This window comes from Sporolactobacillus sp. THM19-2, assembly GCF_004153195.1.
Taxonomy (GTDB): Bacteria; Bacillota; Bacilli; order Bacillales; family Sporolactobacillaceae; genus Sporolactobacillus.
Genome location: NZ_SEMC01000007.1, coordinates 63,273 through 86,656 on the forward strand (window position 1 = coordinate 63,273; position 23,384 = coordinate 86,656).

Genomic DNA, 23,384 nt, shown 5'->3' on the forward strand with positions numbered 1-23,384 from the left:
TACTCTATTTAATGCCAGACTGACTGAATGTATTTAAAATATAGCGTTGAAAAAAGATATATAAAATGAGCGGAATCAGGATTGTGACCATTGATATGGCCATGGCGATTGGAAAATTGGTCCCGCCTTCCGAACTGATAAACATTTGGAGAATCAAAGGCAGTGTGAAATTCATACGATCCTTTAAGATCAGAGTTGGCCAGACATACTCATTCCACGAATTAATAAAGAACATAATGCCCATACACACAACAGCGGGACGGGTAAGCGGAAAAACAATATCTCTCAGAATACCAAGGTCAGAAACATGGTCCACTCTGGACACTTCAATGAGCGATCTGGGCACTCCTCGCATCGCCTGTGTGATCAGAAAAATGCCAGTCGCATCACAAAGCTGTGGCAGCATCACTCCGTAAATAGAGTCCAGCAGACCAATTTTGGAGATGATCAAATAATTTGGGATCATCGTCACCGTAAAGGGAACAAAAATGGTCGTCACGAAAATAAAATAGAGGACGATCTTTCCCCTGAATTGGAAGAAGGAAAAGGCATAGGCCGCCAGATAGCTGGTAACCAGCTTGAAGAGTGTAACAACTGTCGCAATGATAAATGTATTTAAGATGATCTGAACCATTGGCAGTGTGGTAAAAACTGTTACATAATTATTAAATGTCGGCTGTGCAGGAATCAGGCCAAGCAGATTATTGTAGGATTCCTGCAGACTCTTAAAAGAATTTGAGACCGCAAAAACAATCGGAAAAAGCAGCAGAATAACAAACCCGATAAGCAGGAGATGCCAGAGCAGACGTGGATGAAATTGTTTATCGTCCCGCATAATACAGTCTCCTCTCAACAAACCGGAATTCCAGTAACAACAATAAAGCAAACAGTATAAGCGTGATCGTTGACAAAGCGGCAGACTCGCCTGTCTTATAGAGCACAAATGCATTTTGATATGAATGATAGATCAGGTTGGAGCTCGCGTAATTCGGTCCACCCTGGGTCACCACATTAATCGGCGTGAAGATGAACTGCAGCCCCTGAACAATCGTCATGATAAAGACATAGATGCCTGTAGCACTGCTCATCGGCAGGACAATTTGCAGAAAAATTTTATGCAGTGGGACATTGTCGATTTTAGCCGCCTCGATCACGCTTTGGGGGATGTTCGATACCCCAGACAGAAGAACAATGAAATTATAGCCGAATACCTTCCAGGAAGTGATCAGGCTCAGGACAAGGATCACCAGTCCGCTTGTGTTACTCCACATCGGAAGGTGGATCCCCAGATAGCCAAAGAGAATCGCAACCGGACCGGATACAGGATTAAGAATCCATGTATATAACATCGAACCCACGACGAGCGAGATCAGACTGGGTAGAAAGTATACTTTTTTGTAAAAATTTTTCCCTTTAGATATCGCATATTCCAGAACAAAGGACAGGGTATAAGGAACTAGCCAGTTCAGTATCAGCAAAATAACGATGTAGGCAAACGTATTGATAATTATTTTATAAGTTATCGGATCTTGAAAGAGTTGGATGTAATTCTCCAACCCGACAAATTTCTTGTTTGGAGAAATGAGGTTCCAGTCTAAAAAACTCAGATAAATTGTATATACGCCCGGCCAGATCATAAAGACAGAAAAAATAATAATGGACGGGAAGATCAGGACATATGCAGTCCAGGAATGTTTCTCAGTCTGTCTTTTCTCCATGAATTCACCTTCTTTGACTGTCAATTCAGGCTAGCACCGCACTAAATTTTCTCCCGCCCAAGCCGCACATCCCGAATGACCGAATATGTGACCTGATCAGTAACAGTGCACGGCACACACCTCTCATGCCATACACTTTCGTGCCATTGGTCAGGGAATACTGACGATCAGGGTTCAAGTTGATTGATCTGCTGCTGTGCCTCTTTCAGAACATCCTCAGCCGAGCCCTGGCCGCCCAGAATCTTATCACGGCTGTCAATCATGATCTGCTCGGCCTGTAGACCAGTATTCCCCGGGAAAGAAGTCCAAGGAACAGCCTTGTCCATCTGGATAAGTGCCGCATTCAGCATCGGATTTTCTTTGACAAAGTCTTTGAGTCCTTCTCTAGAATCGGCAACATCCTTCCGGGGGGGAACATATCCGGTCGCTTTCGTCCATTTTGCCATAGAAGGTACACTGTACAGAAATTTTTCAAACTCCCACGCAGCTTTTTGCTGCTCTTCGGACTGTGCTGTAATGGCCAGGAAAGAGCCTCCCGCAGGTACCTTGGCCTGCTTTCCGTCAAATGGCGGAGAAGGAATGGTCGCCACATCGAATTTGGCACCTTTCTTCACGTTACTCATCTGTGCAATTGTTGTATAAAGCATGGCCACTTTTCCGTTAATGAACGCGTTGACACCTTGATCCCACGGAACATGCAGTGCTGACTTATCTTTGACCACCATATCTCCGTAAAGTTTGTATGCTTCGATACCCTCATTGGTGGCAAATGCTGCTTTCCCATTATCAATAATCTGAGCACCGTTACTTAGCATAATTGCCTGCTGTGCCCAGGTATCTGCAGGTTCCTGAACATACAGTCCATAATTTTGCGTCTTATCTTTAACAACTTTGCCAAACTCTTTGATTCCCTGCCATGTTTTCGGCCCATTCTCATCGAGACCCGCTTCCCTCAGCAGGTCCTTGTTTAAGTACAGTACAGGAGAACTCAGCGAATAAGGAATACCAACCTGTTTGCCATCACTGTTTTTTGCCAGATTCAGGATATTTGGTAAAAATTTGTCTGATAAAAAGTCAGGATCGTTCGAATCAAACTTTTCAATTGCTTTATTCGGAGCCAGATAACTGAAGTTATTCGAAAAATAGTCCAGAAAAGCCCAACCAATCTGCACAAGAGCCGGCGACTTTCCCGCTGCTTTCTCGGCTTGCAGATTCTGCATCAAACCTTTATACATGTCCGGATTATATTTTCCGACAACCTCCACCGTCTCGCTCTGCTTATTGAATTCTTCAATTAACTCTTCAACGGCCTGTCCGCCCTGTGTCTGAGCATTCACATGCCAGTATTCGATCTTGACTTTTTTACTGTCTCCGGCAGTCGATGAACCTGACGAACCGCAACCTGAAAGTGCAAGAACGAGTACGGAAAGCAGGAGGATTACGGAAAGAACTGTTTTTTTACATTTTGCAATCATTGATTGATCTCCTTTTATACATGTTTTTTCATGTTAACGTTCATTCAAGCTTGATCATTTGTGACAGGTTCTACAGACCAGGACACAGTAGCTGCCCCTGCAAGACCCATTTGCTAATTGCAGCATCTGGAGAGTGAAACGAGTCGAAACCAACATATCGCTGTCGGCTAATCCAGTAAATTTTATCTCGCAATATACTGGTGTCAGGTATGTGTCCCTCCATCAGGACCCGAGTTTATCCCGCTGGATGATGGTCAGACTGTTTCTGGTGTAGTGAATGATCCCGCGGGTTCGCCACTCGTTAAATAATTCCGAAATCGTTTGTCTGCTGCATCCGACGATTTGTGACATTTCTTCATGCGTGAGACGCAGCGGGATCGACTTTTTCCTCTCCTGTTTCCCTCTGCTCAGCTGACACAGAAGCCAGGCAAGTCTTGCAGATACGGACTTGGATATTAACTGTTCAACCATATGTTCCTGATGCATCAGTCGATTGGTCAGCGTGAAGAGAATTTCCTGATTGACCTGGAGGTCGGTGCGTAATCTTTCTTCAACAACTCTGGAAGGGAGCACCCAGATCCGGCAATCTGTCAGACACTGAGCGTAACATGAATGGATTTGATGAAGGACAATTTCTGCCATACCGAAATACTCTCCGCCTTTCCGAATGAAGAAAGTCACACCTTGGCCCGAATCGGACAGCTGGCAGATTTTAAGCAACCCGTCTTCAATGTAAAAAACATTGTTTGCCGGATCGTCTTTTCTGAAGACCAGATCACCTCGTTTAAAGGCATGCAATGTACCATTTTCCTGGAATAATTCATACAACGCATTATGTGCTTTTTGATCCACAGTCATTTCAGGACTCTCCTTTGTTTTCAGGATAAAGCCGTTCTCTAGCCGGCAGCTTCTGCATCCGTTACACATCTCTCCCGCGAGGAAAGGCTCCGGTAACCATGATCCCTGTTCTCAAAACGAGTATAGCTTGACTGTTCCATAAATTTCCGTCGGGAAGCTGACAGTTTACTGAATCATTACAATAACGATGCAATGGTAAAATTACATTTACAAAACAGCCTTTATCCACCCTGGCTGTGAGTTCCTTCATACGCACATTCTTTGTGCATTACATTGTCTCAGACAGAGTTGGTGGAAGAACTCCCCTCATTTGCTTCTTCCAACACTTCTCACACGCATGGACAAAACCTCTGAAAAAATGAACGTATTTGAAAAGATTAGGAGGATAGCAGACATACACAAATTAGCAGATCCGGATCAATCTGAAGTGAAGTAAGTGTGTTTTTTTTGTAAAATGTGCAGGCCTTACAGAGAGGGGGGGCCACGACACACGCATCTTCTGATTTTCTGAATCAGTCTCGGTCAGGACATTTCGCGTGAACAGGTCATACAACCGTAGCAGGGGGCACTTTCCTCTCCTGACCCTTCACAAAGGAGACACAACACAGCGGCTCTGTGTAAGCGCATAAATGGTAAAATTATGGATAGATGTGAATGGGTTCACAATTTAAAAATCCCGGGAGGATAGTCTTATGTTATCTAAAGCAGAAACGGCCTTACTCGTGATTGATATGCAATACGGCGGTGGTGCGCCAGACGGTTCACTCGTGCAGATGCTGCATGTCGATGTGTCCAGGCAGGAAGATATCGTGACCCCGATTATCAGGCTGAAGGATTTTTTTAACGAAAACGGGATGCTGGTCGTAAATATTAAAACGGAATACGAAGAAGATTTCAGCGACTGGCCGATGCTTGCGAAACGTTTCGAGGTGAAAAAGTACAGGCATTTTGCCAGGGGTTCTGCGGATGCAGCTATTATCCCACCTCTTGCCCCGCGGAAGGATGAAAAGCTGGTTGTAAAGCATCGCTGGGACGGGTTTTTCGAGACAGACCTCGATCAGCTGCTGAAAGCACAGCACATTGTCAACCTGATTCTTGTCGGGGCCGCGACGGATGTCTGTGTTCTGGAAACCTGCAGTTCTGCTTTCTCGCTGAACTATAACTGTATTGTGCCCATTGAGACGACGGCTTCCTTCAGTCCTGAACGGAAAAAGCTCGGTCTTGAGGTACTTCGTTTTGGAAGAAGTCAGGTGGTTCCGGTCAAAGAGGTCTATAAGCTGTTCAATTAATAAAAATTCAGCTCTGAGTGATTCGCATGATCTGCCAATACTCAGAGCTGTTTCTCTTGTCAACTCAAACAGGGAGGGTCCACGTTGGTCCTCTCCCTGTATTTGTGTAAACCTTATTTTACTTCCTGACTTCCTGAGACTTCCCCTTCAATTTTAGCTGATTTCTGGATGGCGTCATTTGCGTAATACACGTTTCCGTCTATTTTTGCTGTTTTATGCACGTTAAATCCGTTCGCTTCTACGTACACATCACCTTTAAATGTTCCACCCTGTAATCTGAAATTCTCACTTTTTACAATCAGTTTCGGCGCAGTCAGAGTAAACGAATCGGTGATTTTCCGATTTTCATCCTGAGTATACAGCGCCAGCTTACGATAGATATCGGCAGATGGATCATTCTTATCATGGAATTCACCTTCAACGACAATATCTTTGTCAACCGTGATGTTGCCCAGTGTGGCAACCATCCAGGTCCCGTCTTTGCTTAAACCATCTACAAGAGCATCCGCATCGTTGACAATCGACGCACTTGTCACAGCGTCCACAGAGGTTTTTCCGGTGACTTTTCCGTCAACAGTGGCTGCGTTTTTGAATTCATCACTGGTATAGATGATATTGCCATCGACAGTTGCCGACTTGTCAAGCGTGAATCCCTTAGCTTCAACATAAACATCGCCGACAAAGGTCCCACCCTGAATTTTGAAGTTTTCACTCTTTACGGTCATTTTCGGTGCGGTCAGTTTGAATGATTCGGTAATCTTATGATTTTCATCCTGGGTGTACAGTGCAAGTTTACGGTATATCTCTTTCGACGCATCACCCTTATCGTGGAATTCACCTTCTACAACAATATCCTGATCCACCTTCAGATCACCCAGTGTCGCAACGATCCAGGTCCCATCCTTACTTAAAGCTTTTACAAGAGCATCCGCATCATTGACGATTGAAGCCGTTGTCACAGCATCGGCGGATGACCCTGATGATTTTTCGCTGTCCCCTGAGCCGTTTCCGTTTCCGCAGGCGGTCATTGCGGTCAGCATGGCAACAGCCAGGACGGAAATAACCAACAGCCTGAATTTAGCCTTCATCAGTAAATCCCCCTAAAGTTCAGTATCCTATCTATATGTGATCTCTTTCACATCACACTCCTATTTTATCATGTATGCGTTTACATATTTACACTCTGATTTGTATAATTTATGACGTTTTATATTGTGAAATCCGCGCGGTTTTAAGAAAGGGTCTGCTATAATGGGGGGGCGGAGGTGTTTCTATCAACTACCTGCCGCTAAAGTGAACAGGCTTGCCGCTGCGTTTTTAATTTGAAGCTCATTCCTTCCTCTCATTATTAAAATAATGAGTTTCCTGGAGGTTACGAATCATGAAATTCGTGAAAATTCATCTCTTCAGCATGCTATACGGTTTTCTCCTGTTCGTCCTCACCTTTATGATCTTCCGCCCTGATCTGGCAGCTGAACTTCTTCATATTTCAACCGATGCCGTTTCCCGGGGCTATCTCTGGGTGGCTATCCTGGCGGCGGTCGTCTACATGCTGTTTATGAACCGGGTTTCCAGAGGCCGGCCACGGGACTGGAAGGCAGGACTTATTGTCGCGATACAGGCCATGCTCTGGTTCCCGTATTGGCTGCTGTTTGTCCTGATCGCGTGGCTTATTTTGTGAAATCAATTAATACGTAATCGCCTGCCTGCCAAACTGTTCCCATCCCTGTATGAACGCTTTCCTGTCAAGCTTCTTGTTTTTCTTTCCATCCAAAGGATCGTTGACGTAGACAGAGTCTGGATCAAAACCGGTAACCAGAACGGCATGCTCACGATAGGTTATTTTCACAGGTCCGTCCTTTGTCTGCCAGGTGTCCCATTCTTCTTCCGGCAGAGGCCGGAACGTGCTTGTTACGATGACCCATACCGGGTTTCCTTCCACAATCTTTTTTTCAACGTCCGACCAGGGGCGACCGGTCAGATCAACTGCATCCATATATTGACGTGCCAGTTTATAAACAGGCCCATGATAAACTGCATACCCCGATTCATCAAACGTCTCGATGTTACCGACAAATCCTTTATTCGGGTTCCCGCGATACACGCCATCACGAAAAGGAACCTTTTCAATCTGATCGGCAAGGGCCATTTTATCTATCGCTTTCCCGCTTGACTGAATCAGCATGGCCAGTACCGTGACTTCACAGCCGCGGGCAAGCTCCGGCATCTGGGAAATCACAGGGAAATTCATTATTTTCTTTTCGACCGGGACCGGTTTCCGGGGAGCTTTATCCTTAATCAGAAGCGTGTTCTGGTCAACTGACCGGGGAGCGTCAGGAGAGGGTACTGCACTGTTTTCCGCAGGGCTCATCGGATAATCTGCGTTAACATGGGGCACCATAATGATCGTGATCAGCAGGAGGGCCGCGACGGTCAAAACGATCGTATAAACGTATGCAGTCTTTTTCAATTAACGATCCGCTTCTCCTTTCAAATTTCAGACACTTTTTATCATTATACACTTCACTTCACTGAAAATTGCAGATCAGGTCATGGGTGAAACCAGAAATTGTGAACAGGCTTTGACATGTAAGGGGTTGCGATGTGAATTCCTTTTATTTATGTCCTCAGGGTTATAAGATGATGTAGGGAGAGTTTACCCATGTTCAACCAAAATATACTTTTTCTGGAGGGATACTGTTGAAGCAAATCGCTATCGGACCGGAAAAGAAACAAGGATCTGCCGTAGTTCAGGGCTGTATGAGGATTGCCGACATGTCAGATGAGGCCGTTGAGCGGCTGATTCGGACAGATCTGGAAAATGGTGTGACTTTTTTTGATCATGCCGACTGTTATAACAATGGAGCATGTGAAGCCAAATTTGGTAAGGTGCTGGCAGCACATCCGGACCTGAGAGACAAGATCACCCTGCAGACCAAGTGCGGGATTGTTCACGGACCGGAATATACTATTTATAATTTTTCAAAAGATCATCTGCTTGAGACGGTCAATGCCAGTCTGAAGCGCCTTCAGACGGATCATCTTGACTATCTTCTACTTCACCGGCCAGACGCGCTGATGGAACCTGAAGAGGTTGCTGAGGCATTTGATACCCTGCATCAGCAGGGAAAAGTGCTGCATTTCGGAGTCAGCAACCAGAATCCGATGCAGATGGAACTTCTGAAAAAGACGGTCAGACAGCCTCTTGAAGTCAATCAGCTGCAATTCAGCATCATGGCGACAGGCATGGTTGATGCCGGAATCAACGTCAATATGACCGTAGATGCCTCTAATGTCCGCGATGGCAGCATTCTTGATTACTGCCGCCTGAATGGTGTCACGATCCAGGCCTGGTCACCGTTCCAGTACGGGTTCTTTGAAGGTGTCTTCCTTAATAATCCGAAGTTTCCCGAACTGAATAAGAAAATCGATGAAATTGCCAGGAAATACGATGTGACGAATAATGCTGTCGCTGTCGCATGGATACTCCGTCATCCGGCAGAAATGCAGGTCATTCTCGGCACAACAAATCCCGATCGCGTCAAGGCGTCGGCGAAGGGCGCAGACATTCATCTGACACGTGAGGAATGGTATGAAATTTATATGGCTGCAGGGAATAAATTACCCTAAGTGGCTGAAACGGGCAGATCCGGTTAACGGATCTGCCCGTTTTTTATATATGAAATGAGCCGTATATCAAATTCAGGCAAATGAATCCTGCGGCGAGGAGTACGATCACCAGCAGGCAGACCGTGTCTTTCATTTTCCATTTCAGAGCCCGATAAGAAGATCTTTTGCATTCGGCGCGGTAACCGCGAACCTCCATGATATCAGCCAGTTCCTCCCCGCGGTTCAGCGAATTTGAGAAAATCGGCAGAAATACGGGGACAAGTGCCTTCATCTGCCGGAAAATGGATCCCTCACCAAACACGGCACCGCGTGCACGCTGGGCATCCATAATTTTCTGCGTTTCATCGAGCAAGTCAGGCACGAATCGCAGGGCGATCGTCAGCATCATTGATAATTCTTCGACAGGAACATGAATGAAACGCAGCGGACGCATCAGAAAGTTAATCCCATCTGTCAGGTCAACCGGTTTGGTTGTTAAGGTCACAACCGTCGTTACGAAAATGATGGTGACAAACCGGGAAAAGATATAGATTGCGTTAATGAGACCGAACTCCGATATGGTGAACGGCCCCCAGTCTACATAGATGTCTCCTCCTGCCGTAAACAGGATCTGAAGGGCAACCGTAAACAGAATCAGCCAGATCAGCGGGCGGACACCGCGCAGGTACGTCCGGAAGCCTGTCCCGGACAGAAACATGACAAGAAATGTAAAAGTCCACAGCAGCAGGAGGCCCTGAATGTTGGTCGCCAGAAAGGTGATGAAGACAAATGCCAGGCCCGAGATCAGTTTCGCACGCGGATCCAGATGATGGATCCGCGAGGCGCCGGGAAAGTACCGGCCAAGGATGAGTTTATTCATACCCGTCCCACCTCGATCAGTGCATCGGTGAGTTCATCTGCAGTCAGACAGACGCGCGGCAGCTTGATTCCGGCACGCCGTTCCAGTTCCAGCTGAAATCTTCTTGCATCCGGCAGATCGAGATGCCAGGCCGCAAGTTGTTCCGTTCGTGAAAACAGCGCGCGTACATCACCGTGAAAGACCACTTCTCCCTTTTCCATAACTACCACAGCATCCGCATCACGGGCCACACTTTCCATATCATGAGTGACAAGCACAACGGTCATCCCCTGCTCATGATTCCACCTGGAAATCAGCGACAGAATCTCCCTTTGCCCGTGCGGATCAAGCCCCGCCGCCGGTTCATCCAGCAGGAGGATATCCGGCTCCGTCGCCAGTACGCCGGCCAGCGCAACCCGTCTCCTCTGACCGCCGGACAGGGAAAACGGTGATTTTCTCAGAAGAACCGGATCCAGTCCGACCTGGCGGATTGCTTTCTCCGCAATTTTTTTCGCCTCGGGCAGCCGGGCACCAAAATTCATCGGACCGAAACAAATATCTTTCTCCACTGTCTCAGCAAAAATCTGTGATTCCGGAAACTGAAAGACGAGGCCGACCCTTTTACGGATTTCTTTCAGTGTTTGTCTGTCATTATCCCCGGGAAAAGTGAACGATCCGACGTGTACCCTTCCGGACCCGGGCATCAAAATACCGTCGATCACCTTCAGCAGGCTCGATTTACCCGCGCCTGTCGGACCGACCACAGCTGTAAATGACCCCGAAGGAAGCGTCAGACTGACGTCATTCAGAACCTTCGGGCTGTGGATCGGCCCCAGTATATAATCAGCTGTAATGTGTTCCAGTTTTATTTGCATAACCATTGAACCATTTCATTTTCCGTCATATAATGCCTGGGCGCCCGGCGGCCGTTTTTCAGCAGCAGCCTCCTCAGTCTCTCACTGAACGGGGCTTCCATCTCCATTTCTGTGCTGAAAATCTGTCGTGGTGTGCCGTCGTTGACCAGCCGGCCGTTTTTCAGAACCAGAATGCGGTCACTTTTTGCCGCTTCATTCATATCGTGTGTAATCGAAAGTATGGTCAGCCGCCCGCCCGCGCGGAGCTTCTGCAGTGTGCGGAGCATCTCACGTCTGCTCGCCGGGTCGAGCATCACAAGCGATTCATCCAGAATCAGAATGTCCGGTTTCAGCGCCAGAACGCCCGCAATCGCCACGCGCTGTTTCTGACCGCCGGACAGGCGGGATGGGTCGGCTTCCTTCAGTTGTGACAAACCGACGGATTTCAGCGCTTCCTCCACCCTGACTCTCATCTCTTTAACAGGCATATTGATGTTTTCCAGTCCGAAAGCCACATCATCCTGAACCGTTGCGCCGATAAACTGATTATCAGGATTCTGAAAAACAATCCCTGCATGCCTTCTGATCTCCCATTTATTTTCTTCATTGAGTACGACACCTTTGATCCGGATCGTTCCACAGGAAGGCTTAAGCAGACCGACCAAAAGGCGGGCCAGAGTCGATTTTCCGGCGCCGTTATTGCCGATAACCGACAGCCATTCTCCCTGATGGACATCAAAGGAAACAGAAGACAGGGTATTCGCCTTCTCCCTCCTGTCATATTTAAAAGAAACATTCCTGACCTCAATGATTGCCATCTGATTAAAAAACTCCTTTTAAAGGATCACTGCGATGAAAAGCAGCATGGTCAGCGTCCCGTTAACCAGCGCGAGACTTTTCACAGATACGATAAACGTCTTCGATTTGAGCTGCACCCGGCTGAATCTGCGGCAGAGCCTGTACACCGGCACAGCCATCAGCAGTGTGAGCAAAAGGATCGCCGGCAGGATACGCAGGACGATACAGACGACAATCGCTGCAAATGAAGCGGCGTACAGCCCATTATACAGCTGAATCGCATGGCGTTTACCAATATAATACGGCAGCGTATAGCGGTGATTACTGATGTCTTCTTCCAAGTCGCAGATATTGTTCGCCAGCATAATGTTGGCAATCGTGAAGACGAACGGAAGGGAAACCAGGATCATTTCTAATATTAGCACAATGTCCATGCGGACCTGAATCAGCCGGTCCTGCCAGATCAGATTGACAATGCTCTGATCATAGGCGTTGATATAAACGGCCAGAAAAAGATTGATGAACCCTTCCGTCACGCCCGAAAAAATTTCTCCGAGCGGCATTCTGGAAAGCGGAATCGGTCCAAAGGAATAGAGAATACCAATGGCAAAAGCAGCTGCGCCGAGAAGAAGCAGAACAAGATCCGTCCGGAAGGCAAGCCAGATGCCAAGTCCCGTTGCAATCGAAAACATGATAAGAATGATGGCAACGATCTGCCATTCCGGGACCCCTGCCTGACCGATAATGTTTTTGCGCCTGCGGTAATCGTCTGAAGTGGCCTTTCGAAAATCCATATAATTATTAATAGCTGTTGTGGTCATGACAAAGACGAGTAAAGCGGTAATGAAAATCAGTGTATTGATCGGTCGGAATGTCCCGAAACGATAAAATGCAAGCAGACATCCGGCAATAAACGGGAAAAGGCAGGTCAGTTTCGTCTGGATCTGCACCAGTTCCAGGAACGTACGCAAAGACATCCTTACACCTCCCGGATTTTTCTTCAGAAGAACACAGCGATCATCAGTAAAACAGCGATGGTTCCATTCACCAGAACGAGATTTTTCACAGCCACATTAAAAGTCTGTGATTTCACCTGTTTCTGATTAAATTTCTTCACGAGTCGATAGACCGGCAAAACAACAGGCAGCACGAGCAGCATAATGAGTGGAAGAATCTTCAGTAGAACGCAGGCCAGTATGGCGGCAAAGGAAGCCAGATAGAGCCCATTGAAAAGCCAGATCGCGTATCGTCTGCCGATATAATAGGGCAGGGTAAACCGATGATTCCTGATGTCGTCATCCAGGTCGCAGATATTGTTGGCCAGCATGATATTGGAAATGGTAAAAATACAGGGCAGAGAAACCAGAATGATTTCAATAAACCGAATCAGATCCACACGCAGGGTCACGATGGCCCCTTCCCAGACCAGATTGGCAATCCCCTGATCAAAGGCATTGACATAAACGGCCAGAAACAGAATACCGAACCCCATAGTAATCCCGGAAAAGATTTCACCAAGCGGCATTCTGGAAATAGGAATGGGACCGAATGAATACAGAATACCGATCGCAAAGCAGAGCATTCCGGCCAGAAGCACGATGAGATCCGTTCGTACAACAAGCCAAATGCCCAGTGCAGTCGCCGAAGTCACGAGCGTGAGAATGGTCAGGACGACCAGCCACTCGGGGATCCGTTCCTGACCGATAATATTTTCTCTTCGCCGGTACTCCTCACTCGTCGCCTTGCGATAATCCATGTAGTTGTTGATCGCCGTTGTCGCCATATCAAAAAGCACCATGGAGCCGAAAAAAATCAATGTGTTGAGCGGCTTAAATGTGTTGTAGCGATAAGTGACAAACAGCAGGCCGACGATCAGCGGAAACAGACTTGCCAGTTTCGTCTTAATTTCCACCAGTTTCAGAAAGGCGTACAGTGACAATTTTTCCACCTCTTATCTAAGATTTCATCAATCTGCCAGTTCAAAAGATGTATCTGTCAGTTCAAAATTTTTCTTCAGACCGGACGTGATATAAATCTTTTTATCCCGCGTGACAAAAATGGCTTCGACGTCTTTCATTTTTTCGGCGTTTCTGATCCCGGCCTGAACACCCTCGGCGAACAGCGTCGTCGACAGCGCGTCTCCGTTCACGGAACGGCCCGTCACAACAGAGACGCCGGCAATATCATTATTTAACGGATAGCCGGTATCCGGGTTCAGTAGATGATGATAGGTTTTTCCGCCGACTTTAAGATAACGTTCATAAATACCGGACGTTATGATGGTTTTATCGGATTCCCTGATTTTACCAACGATTTCTCCGCGCGGCGAAAAGGGATTCTGGATGCCGACCGTCCATTCTCCTCCCCTCGGACTGTCCCCGAGGACAAAGATATTGCCTCCAAGGTCAACGATCGCCGAATGTACGCCGTGAGCCTTCAGTACGGCGACTGCCTGATCTGTAATATAACCCTTGGCAATCGCACCGAGGTCAAGCTTCATCCCCTTGCCCTTCAGGAAGACCGTATGTTTCTTCTCGTTCACCACGACTTTTTTGTAATCAATCAGCGGCAGAACCCGGTCAATTTCACTCTGTTTCGGTTTACGCGCATCGGGAAAACCGATATGCCAGAGCCGCGACAGCGGACCGATCGACAAGTCAAATTTCCCTCCAGACTGATCGCTGAAATGTCTGCCAATTTTCAGCATATCCAGGATATCTTCGGAAACCCGGACCGGTTTCACCCCGGCATTTCTGTTGATTTCACTGATTTCTGATTGCTTTTCATTTTCTTCGGCCGTTGTGGTATCTGCGAGCACTCTGATCCGCTTAAAAACAGGGTCAAGCACTTTTCCTTTTCCCTCGTCATATATTTTTACTGTGACGACGGTCCCCATCAGAAACTCGGTTTTACTTGATGGATTATCGGATATTTTCGGCGTAGCCGGCTTCTCCTCTGAGGAGCAGCCGGCTGTTATAAGAAGCATGAGAATAAGTAATACGGTACATACCTTTTTCATGATGTTCAGCCTTTCTGCGCGGTGATCTGTTTTGCGGGATAAATAAAGGCTTTAGAGTGTGCACGCTCTAAAGCCTCCTGTCTTGAGCCGGGTATTACTTCTCTTCTTTATAAACCTGATTATCCACGACAATCGGCGTGGTGTCACCCTTCTGAGCCGCGTTGATCAGCTGCGCCGCATAGATTTTAAAAGCATGGCTGGAATGCGTCGCACCGGTCACAACATCCACTTCACCGGCATTTTGTTTTTCCTTCAGTGACTGACTCAGCTCCGGTATATACTCCTGAGGCCCGGTACCGGATTGTGCTTTCATTTTCTTTTCGTATGCCTTATCTTCAGATTTCAGTTTGTTGTTTTTATCAAGGAAGTTGTAATCCACTTTCGTGATCTTGCCACCCTTGACCGTCATTTTGATATAAGTCTTCCAGCCGGTGGGTCCAAGATTCTTTTCCGACAGCTTGTATTCACCGTCTTTCAGCGTTCCCTGGGCATCCACCTGAATAGGCGTTGTATCTCCCTTTTGCGCGGCCTGAGTCAGCTGCTGTGCATAATTCATAAAATTGCCTGAAGACTCGGTCGCACCGGATACAGCTTCAACCTGCTGCGCGCTCTGGCTGTCAACCAGTGATTTGTTCAGCTTAGGGATATATTCTTTCGGACCGGTCCCTGACTTGGCTTTCATCGCTTTCTCATAGTTTTTGTCTTCCGATTTCAATGCGCCATCCTTATTCACGTAGTCATAATCGGATTTTGTAATCTTACCGTCTTTTACGGTCATCTTAAATTGGGCTTTCCACCCGTGCTTATCAAAATCTTTTTCATTTAATGAATAAGTGCCGTCCTGATAAGCTGCTCCGGTAACCAGCTGAGGCGTACTGGTTTCGGAATTTCCTGCTGCTTTTTCCGTGTTTCCTGTGTCAGCGTTTTCATTTGAACCGCAGGAAGCGAGGATCATTGTAAATAAGAGTGTTCCCGTGAGTGCCAGTTTTTTCATCTTCATGATCTCTTGTACTCCCTCTCTATAGTATGTGTGAACTAATTCACATCTGTATCATAACACTGGGCAGTCCTTTATGACTATAAACAAACTGTGAACAATGTAAAAAAATTGAAACGTTTTCTTCTTGATTATATAGACACTTTTCACCTGCAAGGTTAAAATAAAAATTGATAGAATGATATTTGCTTCACAAATTCTATCATGTTCTTCTTCATAAATTCATTCATTGATTTATAACAGCCTGGGGGGAAAACGAATGAGTAACAAAAACATTGTGATCATCGGAGCAGGCTATGCCGGTGTACACGCCACCAAAAAACTGGCCAAAGCGTTCAAAAAAGATGATTCTGTTACCATCACACTGATTGATCGCCACTCCTACCATACAATGATGACCGAACTGCATGAAGTTGCTGCACATCGGGTAGAGCCTGATGCCATCCAGTTTGATCTGAGAAAACTGTTCAGAAAGTCTAAAGTCCGGCTGGTGACCGATTCAGTCCGGCAGCTGGACCGTGACAAGAAGACGGTGATTACTGACCACGGCGCCTATCCTTATGATTATCTGATTCTCGGTATAGGCGGCGAGCCGAATGATTTTGGTATACCCGGTGTGAAGGAACACGGGTTTACACTCCTGTCCTGGGAAGATGCCGTCAAACTTCGCCGGCATATTGAAGAAACAGTCAGAAAGGCCGCCACAGTTCACGATGAAGCCAAACGAAAAGCCATGCTGACGTTTGCTGTCTGTGGTTCCGGTTTTACCGGCGTGGAAATGATCGGCGAACTCCTTGAATGGAAAAGGGAACTGGCCGCCATCAATAAACTGGATGAAAGCGACATTTCGCTTATTCTTGTTGAAGCGGTGCCAACCATTTTGAATATGCTTGACCGAAAAGATGCCGGAAAAGCAGAACATTATATGGTGAAAAAAGGAATCAGAATCCTGACAAGTTCACCGATCGTCAAAGTCGAAGCTGACCGGATCGTGCTTAAATCGGGCGAAGAAATTCCAACCTATACGCTGATCTGGACAGCCGGCGTCCGGGCCAACTCTGATGTTAAACCCTTCGGCCTGGCTTCCGCCAAAGCCGGCCGGCTGAAAGTTAACCCGTATTTGGAAGCTGAAGGGATGGAGAACATTTACGTTGTCGGCGACCTCGCTTACCATGAGGAAGACGGTAAACCGGTACCGCAGATTGTCGAAGCCGCTGAACAGACCGGCGGTACCGCAGCGAAAAACATTATCGCCTCAATAAACGGCGGTGAGAAAACGGCCTATCACGGTAAGTACCATGGCGTCATGGTTTCCATCGGTGCGCGCTTCGGTGTCGCCAATCTCATGGGCTGGCGCCTGAGCAGCTGGTTCGCCAATTTTATGAAACATGTGGTGAACCTGTATTACTTTCTCTGCATCCACAGCGGCTACTATATGTTCCATTACATTATGCATGAATTTTTCCATACGAAATATAAACGGAACATTTTCCGTAACTGGTCCGCGCGTTACGGAAACGTTCTCTGGAGTGTCCCGCTGCGCGTCGTTGTCGGCGGTTTCTGGCTGACCGAAGCCTTTGCGAAAATCTGGGGAGAGGCAACATGGAAAGAGGCAACATCCAGCTGGTCGAAAGTCCATCTGCTGTTTAACGGGATCGGCAAAGATTCCTGGCTGACCAGTGATACGGTGAAAATGCCCTTCGACTGGCTGCAGACCACGACAACCGGAGCCAGTCAGGCTGCCGGAAGTAGCAGTGATGCAGCAACACAGTGGGCTGCGCCGATTTTCAGTAAAATGCCGGGATGGTTTGAATGGATCATGAAGATCTTGCTTCCGAACGCAGATGTCGCGATTTTCATGCAGAAGATGATGCTGTTTATCGAACTGGGCATCGGGCTGGCTATTCTGGCCGGGCTTCTGACCTGGATCTGCAGTGCAGCAAGTGCCGGATTCCTTGTCGTCTTCATTCTCAGTGCGATGATGGGTTGGGATAAATTCTGGGCTCTTCCGGCATCCATTGCCCTGATGAACGGTTCCGGGCGGACGATTGGCCTTGATTACTGGGTTGTTCCCTTTCTGCAGAAGTTCTTTGGACGCCTGTGGTACGGGAAGTCGCAATCCGTGTACGGGCCTGATCAGAACACCGGCAGCCATACGGACACCGCTTCACGTGGCATGTAAAACAGAAATCAGAAAGGACGGGCAGAGATGAAATACGGTTTTTCAATGATCAGACGCTGGGATATCATTATCGTCTGCCTGCTCGTGCTTTTCTCTTTTCTTCCGTTCGGCATTTTCAGTTACGTTCAGGCAGAGCAAACTTCCGGCGATAGAAGTGAAGTGGCTGTGATTAAGGTTAATAATAAAAAAGTGAAACAAGTGGTGCTGTCCGGAAACGCGGAGAATCAGATTTTTGATATCCATACTAAAGACGGCGGTGTCAACACCATACAAGTCCGCAACAACCGGATCAGGATAAAAAGTGCGAACTGTCCCGACCAGGTCTGCGTCCGGACAGGTTATATTTCCAAACCGGGAGAGACGATTGTCTGCATCCCGCACAAAGTAGTTATTGAAATTCAGAGTGAAAAAAGCGCTCCGGAGCCGGTAATCATCAGCTCCTGAGTTTCTCGGGGATAAGGGGATCTGCATCATGATCATGACAAAAAATCATCTGTCGGCTTATATGGCTCTCCTCGCTGCGCAATCTGTCATTATCAGCCTGTTTGAGTCGGCCATCCCCTTCCCCTTTGCCGTCGCTCCGGGCGCGAAACTTGGCCTTGCCAATATCATCACCTGCATGGCATTATATACCCTGTCGGGAAAGAACGCGGCAAAAGTAGTGACCATTCGTCTGATCCTGGCGACCCTTCTGAGCGGCACGATTTCAACGTTTATGTACAGTGCGGCCGGTATGATTCTGAGTTTTACAGGCATGTGGGCAGTAAAAAAACTGGGGCCCCGGCGTGTGAGCCTGATCGGTGTCAGTGCAACAGGCGCCATTTTGCACAATGTCGGTCAGCTGATCGTTGCCAGCTGGATTGCCCGGACCTGGACCGTCCTTCTTTATCTGCCGGTATTATCTTTCGTCGGCATTCTTGCCGGTGTTGCGATCGGTATCATGGCTAACTATTTACTCACACACGTAGAGAAACTTCAATATTACAGATATTTACAAGAAGCCGATGATCGGGCATAGTAGAAAGAGAAAGGGGCGAGAAGGATGCGCGTACATCCGATGTGGGAGGCTTATCCGGAGTTAAAGGCTGATTTATCAGCCGTACTCGAATTGATCGATTCCCATATCCGTGTTCATGACTCCGCGATTGAACGCAGAATTAAAGACATGATCCGCTCGTCGGGAAAAATGCTCCGGCCGGCCTATTCGCTCTTATGCTCAAAAATCGGACCGGAGAGAAACAGAAGTCGGGCACTCGCTGTCGCCGCGGCGCTCGAGTGTCTGCACATGGCAACGCTCGTTCATGATGATGTGATTGACCAATCGGATACAAGGCATGGCCGGCCTGCTGTTCATACTTTATATGGAAATAAGATCGCTGTTTATACGGGAGATTATCTGTTCAGCCTGTCCTTTTCACTGCTCGCCCGGCATGCCTCTTCACTTCCTCATTTACGTGTCGACGGCATACCGGCCGACAGGATTCTGGCAGGCGAACTGGAACAGCTGCATGCTGAATTTAAACCGCCATCATCAATCAAAAATTATCTCTCACAAATATCCGGTAAAACGGCTCAGCTGTTTGCGATCAGCTGTTATTCCGGAGCGATGGAAAGCCGGAGCAGCTCTTTCTATGCGAATCGCGCTTATAATATGGGGCATGACATCGGCATGGCTTTTCAAATTATCGACGATATACTGGATTATCAGGGTAACCGGGACAGGATGGGAAAACCGGTAATGAGTGATCTGCGGCGGGGCATATATACCCTTCCGGTGATCTATACGTTCAAAACAGAACCGAAGACCATGCGTCCGCTTCTGGAAAAAAGGGCACATCTGACAGATCAGGAGATCGATACCATTCTGGATTGCATCCATCGCTGCCGGGGCATTGAACGAGCCAGGGAGCTTGCGAAAAAATATACCCGAAAGGCACTTCAGGAACTGGATCAGTTACCGGAGGGAAAGAATAAAGCAACACTCCGAAAATTAACGCTTGCACTGCTGGAGAGAAACCGGTAGCTGATTATATTCATATTCAGGGCTGCGGACAGTCACATATCCGCAGCCCTTTTTGTTTTACCGGTCGCCTTAATGATCTACATAAACAACACTTCGTTTCAGTGCGCGTCCATCCGTTTGATCGTGGCCGTTTGCCCTTTATCACTTTCAGAAGCTGCATGCAGAATCACAGAATAAAGCCGAAAATAAAATCTCCATAAAGACAGACAATCCCCTGCTGGGTGAAATACAGCTAATCCAAAAATTAAGGATCCCCATTTCTGCAGATTCAAAATAGATTCAGAGCGCCTGTAGTTTCGTGAAGACAAATTTATATGAAGAAACTGAATCACTTACTCATGACTGAAGTCACGAGTGTGCGTTCGCAACAAATCAACATCCTAGACAGATGTTTTCTCCGGAATTAAACTAGAATCTGTATCTATTTTAAACCACTCGTCATGGGAGAAAGGAGTCTGCGACATGATGCACAATCCAACAGGAAAAAACGTTTGGTACTCGTCCTGCTTCTGGGGATGCTCGGCCTGTTAGGCCCGTTTAATATTGATCTGTATTTACCTGGTTTCCCTGATATTTCGCGTGATTTACATGCGAATGCTTCACTGGTCCAGCTGAGTTTGACCGCTTGTCTGATTGGACTGACAATTGGTCAGGTTGTTGTCGGGCCGATCAGTGATGCACAGGGAAGAAGAAAGCCCTTATTAATTTCTATTTCTCTATTTGCTCTCACATCGCTGCTCTGTGCTTTTGCACCTGATATTTTCACGTTGGTGATCGCCCGGTTTTTGCAGGGATTCACGGCTTCGGCCGGTGTTGTCCTGTCCCGCGCGGTCGTGCGTGATGTGTTCAGCGGACGGGAAATGACGAGGTTCTTTTCTGTTTTAATGGTCATCAATGCGGTGGCACCAATGATCGCCCCGATGATTGGCGGGGCTATTTTACTGCTGCCGTTTGCGACGTGGCACACCATTTTCTTTTTTTTGTGCCTGGTCGGCCTGCTTATTGCTCTGATCGTGGCCTTGCAGTTAAAAGAAACCCTTCCCCCGGAGAAGCGTATTTCCGGTTCAGTCGGTGAATCCGTTCGCGTTATGGGAGGGCTGCTTCATGATCGGACATTTATCGGTTACGCCTTAACGGTTGGATTCATACATGGAGGCAGCTTTGCTTACGTATCAGGAACGCCATTTGTCTATCAGGACATTTACGGGGTCTCGCCACAGGTCTTCAGTGTCCTCTACGGTCTGAATGGTTTAGCGATTATTATAGGAAGTTATATCATTGGGCGCCTCAGCGACCGGTTTCACGAATGGAATCTGCTCCGAGTCGGCGTGATGATTTCAATCAGTGCTACTGCACTGATTCTTGTCATGACAATGATCCATGGACCGCTGGCAAGCCTGGTTCTGCTCATCTTTATCTACATGACATCTATTGGCATGATCGTTACCAGTACGTTTACGCTGGGAATGAAAAATCAGGGGCGGAATGCGGGAAGCGCCAGTGCGGTGCTGGGCATGCTTCCTCTCCTGCTCGGTTCGATTGTTTCGCCCCTTGTCGGTATTAATGAATCGACTGCTGTACCGATGGGCGCGATCTTATTTGCTACCTCATTCATTGGCTCGGTCGTGTTCTTTAAACTGACCAAAGCCAAAAGGAAACGGACGCAACCCGTACATGGATGAGGCTGTTTTCCCATCATAACCGTCCGGGTCATGAGTATCAGATGTTTTGCTTCATCGACTAAAAGTCCCGACTCGGCTAACGTCCCTTCCGCTGATCCGGCAGAATTTGCGGCACGGTGACATCTCGGGTAAGCACCGAATAGTCTGGCAGCACCTTATGGATTGTACGAACGGTCTCAATGATAGAGGAGGCAGTTCACACTGCCGGCCTCTCACACCGCCGTATACGGATCCGTATACGGCGGTTCAATAACTTAGCACTTTGAACAGGCTGGAGCATCCTGGAAAGGCTAAATAATCCAGGATGCTCCAGCTAATAATTATTGACATCTACTTCATTACTAACTATATTGAAATAGTATTAAATTTTTTCTGAATTCTCCATATTATCTTATTAGGTAAAAAAGCTAGCCTATTTGTACAGTTCAGGAAAAGGAGAAGAAAAATGACTGGAGAGAGTAATATAAATAACGATACTCATCCTTTAAAAAATACTTTTAAAACGTTAATATCCATTAGAAATTATCGTCTTTTAATTTCAGGTCAGCTTGTATCACTATTGGGTGACGGTGTTCAAATTCTTGCTCTTGTTTGGACAATGAAAGTATTAACAGGTTCTTCTGTACAAATGGCTTTTGTCTTGGTGGCTGATACTATTCCAATGATTATTTTCGGAATATTTTCCGGGATCATTATAGACAGGGGAAATCAAATAATTCCCCGAACAAACCGTAGAATGACAAAAAGGGGGTAAGATAATTGATCAGTTCCTCCCATTCATCTGGGAGTCCATGGCGGTTATAATAGCACTTAATGGTTTGATTACCATTGTGCCGCGTTAACTCGATGGATAACCTTGGCGTTTTATCATCGCTATTCGTGTCGGTAAAATTAAATTCCTCAAAATAGCTTTCACAGTTGTCCAAAAGATCACGGACACCATCCCGCACATAATATTCGTGCGTAACCAAGCAGCCACTTCCGATGCCTTTCTTATAGCTTAGTGTTTCTGTTTTTCTGTAGATGATTAGTTTTTCCGAATAGTCCCCTATAAAGTTTGATGGTATATTTGGAGCTGTTGATTCAGGATTCATCTGCCTGAGGCGATGATAATTTAATTCGATATGTTCCAGTTGCTCTGCATCGATCAGTGCGGCTTCCGGGGCAAGGCGATCCATGACTTCGATAAAATCATCCCAATTAGGCGGATAGGCGTTATCCCCTGATTGTGGCGACATTGTTTGCCAATTTCTTTATACTCGAGCCTCCACTGCGTCCCATCACAGATTGCAAAGTCCGGACTGTAATCGCCTTGCCAACGTTTGATCTGTAGCTTTGCAAGACTTGTCAGCCACGCATCACTGATCTTCTTTGGGACATTTACACTGTCAATCGTGGTTCCAAATAGTTCCGTGGTACTGACGGAATAAGAAATATGCCCTTCTTGCAGGCGAACACTGACAGAAGTAGAACCACCAAAGAAACCTCCGATTTCAATATGCACGTGACCGCATGAAGGATCATATTTTAAGTCTTTACGGTATTCCTTTCATGCGTTTTGCAACAAATGGAAGTGAAGAGATCACACAAATAGAACAGGCTTTAGATGGTTATGAGAAAAACAGATAGAAAACAGAGACTTTTAATTCTAGCAGCAGTAAGCCCTATTGAGAGTATCTCCGATGGCATTTAATCCAGAAACATCCTGATTGAAAACTCCAATAGCCATTGAAAATGATTTGTAAAAGAACAGCAGATTCAATGGCTATTTGCGATTAGTTTCTTGTACGCAGATGAATGGTAAGATTATCGATATCTTGTTTCAATAGGTGTGTCAGCCAGTTGTGCCGCTCGTTTACATCCGTGTAACCAAGCCTTGTCTTCACACTTACGGACAGTCCCCCTGCTTTTGTGGCTTGGATTAAATCCGCTGCAACTTCGGGACGCAGGATAAGGCCGCTACCCATTCCATTCGCCGTCACATTTTCCATACAACATATGCGCTATGATTGCACATCGCA

21 protein-coding genes and 2 pseudogenes are annotated in these 23,384 nt (G+C 46.9%); 8 read left to right on the forward strand and 15 right to left on the reverse strand.

Annotated elements, in window-relative coordinates; all coding sequences use genetic code 11:
* Nucleotides 1-4 precede the first annotated feature (4 nt).
* The 4 genes from EWH91_RS07720 to EWH91_RS07735 all read right to left on the reverse strand — a co-directional run bounded on the left by EWH91_RS07720 (nt 5) and on the right by EWH91_RS07735 (nt 4,051).
* Entirely contained in the window at nt 5-835 is an 831-nt protein-coding gene (locus EWH91_RS07720; RefSeq protein WP_129929461.1) for a carbohydrate ABC transporter permease, read from the reverse strand.
* Nucleotides 822-1,718 carry a carbohydrate ABC transporter permease gene (locus EWH91_RS07725; RefSeq protein WP_129929462.1) on the reverse strand — a complete coding sequence of 299 codons (897 nt, stop codon included), beginning with the start codon at nt 1,716-1,718 and terminating at the stop codon, nt 822-824. Before EWH91_RS07725 ends, EWH91_RS07720 begins: the two co-directional genes overlap by 14 nt.
* 167 nt (nt 1,719-1,885) lie before the next feature.
* Entirely contained in the window at nt 1,886-3,193 is a 1,308-nt protein-coding gene (locus EWH91_RS07730) for an ABC transporter substrate-binding protein (RefSeq protein WP_129929463.1), read from the reverse strand.
* 222 nt (nt 3,194-3,415) lie between these two features.
* Nucleotides 3,416-4,051: a Crp/Fnr family transcriptional regulator gene (locus EWH91_RS07735; protein ID WP_165364275.1), complete on the reverse strand. Its 636-nt coding sequence runs from the start codon at nt 4,049-4,051 to the stop codon at nt 3,416-3,418.
* Between the two features lie 692 nt (nt 4,052-4,743).
* Here EWH91_RS07735 and EWH91_RS07740 point away from each other — a divergent pair.
* A complete protein-coding gene (locus EWH91_RS07740; RefSeq protein WP_129929465.1) occupies nt 4,744-5,340 on the forward strand; it encodes a cysteine hydrolase family protein in 597 nt (198 codons plus the stop codon).
* 113 nt (nt 5,341-5,453) lie between these two features.
* On the opposite strand, the gene EWH91_RS14750 is transcribed toward EWH91_RS07740, so the two are convergent.
* Nucleotides 5,454-6,428: a polymer-forming cytoskeletal protein gene (locus tag EWH91_RS14750; RefSeq protein WP_240697299.1), complete on the reverse strand. Its 975-nt coding sequence runs from the start codon at nt 6,426-6,428 to the stop codon at nt 5,454-5,456.
* A 293-nt stretch (nt 6,429-6,721) separates the two neighbouring features.
* Between EWH91_RS14750 and EWH91_RS07755 the strand changes: the two genes are divergently transcribed.
* Nucleotides 6,722-7,021 (forward strand): hypothetical protein, encoded by a 300-nt coding sequence (locus EWH91_RS07755; protein ID WP_129929466.1) that lies wholly within the window; start codon nt 6,722-6,724, stop codon nt 7,019-7,021.
* A gap of 6 nt (nt 7,022-7,027) precedes the next feature.
* On the opposite strand, the gene EWH91_RS07760 is transcribed toward EWH91_RS07755, so the two are convergent.
* The gene (locus EWH91_RS07760) at nt 7,028-7,810 is read right to left on the reverse strand and encodes a C39 family peptidase (protein ID WP_240697300.1); all 783 of its coding nucleotides are present in this window, start codon (nt 7,808-7,810) and stop codon (nt 7,028-7,030) included.
* Between the two features lie 230 nt (nt 7,811-8,040).
* On the opposite strand from EWH91_RS07760, the gene EWH91_RS07765 reads away from it, so the two are divergent.
* Entirely contained in the window at nt 8,041-8,970 is a 930-nt protein-coding gene (locus EWH91_RS07765) for an aldo/keto reductase (RefSeq protein WP_129929467.1), read from the forward strand.
* Nucleotides 8,971-9,013: 43 nt separating this feature from the next.
* Here EWH91_RS07765 and EWH91_RS07770 read toward each other — a convergent pair whose 3' ends face one another.
* The 7 genes from EWH91_RS07770 to pplA form a co-directional block, all read right to left on the reverse strand.
* Nucleotides 9,014-9,829: an energy-coupling factor transporter transmembrane component T family protein gene (locus EWH91_RS07770; protein WP_129929468.1), complete on the reverse strand. Its 816-nt coding sequence runs from the start codon at nt 9,827-9,829 to the stop codon at nt 9,014-9,016.
* On the reverse strand, nt 9,826-10,683 hold the full coding sequence (locus EWH91_RS07775; RefSeq protein ID WP_129929469.1) for an energy-coupling factor transporter ATPase: 858 nt from the start codon (nt 10,681-10,683) through the stop codon (nt 9,826-9,828). The genes EWH91_RS07770 and EWH91_RS07775 overlap by 4 nt, the downstream gene beginning before the upstream one ends.
* Complete coding sequence (locus tag EWH91_RS07780; protein WP_129929470.1) at nt 10,674-11,480, reverse strand: energy-coupling factor transporter ATPase; 807 nt, start codon at nt 11,478-11,480, stop codon at nt 10,674-10,676. Before EWH91_RS07780 ends, EWH91_RS07775 begins: the two co-directional genes overlap by 10 nt.
* Before the next feature lie 18 nt (nt 11,481-11,498).
* Entirely contained in the window at nt 11,499-12,437 is a 939-nt protein-coding gene (menA, locus tag EWH91_RS07785) for a 1,4-dihydroxy-2-naphthoate polyprenyltransferase (protein ID WP_129929471.1), read from the reverse strand.
* A gap of 23 nt (nt 12,438-12,460) precedes the next feature.
* On the reverse strand, nt 12,461-13,399 hold the full coding sequence (menA, locus tag EWH91_RS07790; protein ID WP_129929472.1) for a 1,4-dihydroxy-2-naphthoate polyprenyltransferase: 939 nt from the start codon (nt 13,397-13,399) through the stop codon (nt 12,461-12,463).
* Nucleotides 13,400-13,426: 27 nt separating this feature from the next.
* Nucleotides 13,427-14,479, reverse strand: a complete 1,053-nt coding sequence (locus tag EWH91_RS07795; protein WP_129929473.1) for an FAD:protein FMN transferase — start codon at nt 14,477-14,479, stop codon at nt 13,427-13,429.
* A gap of 94 nt (nt 14,480-14,573) precedes the next feature.
* The gene (pplA, locus tag EWH91_RS07800; RefSeq protein ID WP_129929474.1) at nt 14,574-15,479 is read right to left on the reverse strand and encodes an extracellular electron transfer flavoprotein PplA; all 906 of its coding nucleotides are present in this window, start codon (nt 15,477-15,479) and stop codon (nt 14,574-14,576) included.
* Between the two features lie 256 nt (nt 15,480-15,735).
* On the opposite strand from pplA, the gene EWH91_RS07805 reads away from it, so the two are divergent.
* The 5 genes and pseudogenes from EWH91_RS07805 to EWH91_RS07825 all read left to right on the forward strand — a co-directional run bounded on the left by EWH91_RS07805 (nt 15,736) and on the right by EWH91_RS07825 (nt 21,363).
* Nucleotides 15,736-17,658 (forward strand): FAD-dependent oxidoreductase, encoded by a 1,923-nt coding sequence (locus tag EWH91_RS07805; protein WP_129929475.1) that lies wholly within the window; start codon nt 15,736-15,738, stop codon nt 17,656-17,658.
* Between the two features lie 27 nt (nt 17,659-17,685).
* Nucleotides 17,686-18,102, forward strand: a complete 417-nt coding sequence (locus tag EWH91_RS07810) for a NusG domain II-containing protein (RefSeq protein ID WP_129929476.1) — start codon at nt 17,686-17,688, stop codon at nt 18,100-18,102.
* 34 nt (nt 18,103-18,136) lie between these two features.
* Complete coding sequence (locus EWH91_RS07815; RefSeq protein ID WP_129929520.1) at nt 18,137-18,676, forward strand: Gx transporter family protein; 540 nt, start codon at nt 18,137-18,139, stop codon at nt 18,674-18,676.
* 24 nt (nt 18,677-18,700) lie between these two features.
* Complete coding sequence (locus tag EWH91_RS07820) at nt 18,701-19,681, forward strand: polyprenyl synthetase family protein (protein WP_129929477.1); 981 nt, start codon at nt 18,701-18,703, stop codon at nt 19,679-19,681.
* Between the two features lie 462 nt (nt 19,682-20,143).
* Nucleotides 20,144-21,363 (forward strand): annotated as a pseudogene (locus EWH91_RS07825) (Bcr/CflA family efflux MFS transporter).
* 692 nt (nt 21,364-22,055) lie between these two features.
* On the opposite strand, the gene EWH91_RS07835 reads toward EWH91_RS07825, so the two are convergent.
* Complete coding sequence (locus tag EWH91_RS07835) at nt 22,056-22,601, reverse strand: hypothetical protein (protein WP_129929479.1); 546 nt, start codon at nt 22,599-22,601, stop codon at nt 22,056-22,058.
* Between the two features lie 543 nt (nt 22,602-23,144).
* Nucleotides 23,145-23,348: pseudogene (locus tag EWH91_RS07840) on the reverse strand (tRNA-dihydrouridine synthase); the annotation flags it as partial.
* Between the last annotated feature and the right edge of the window lie 36 nt (nt 23,349-23,384).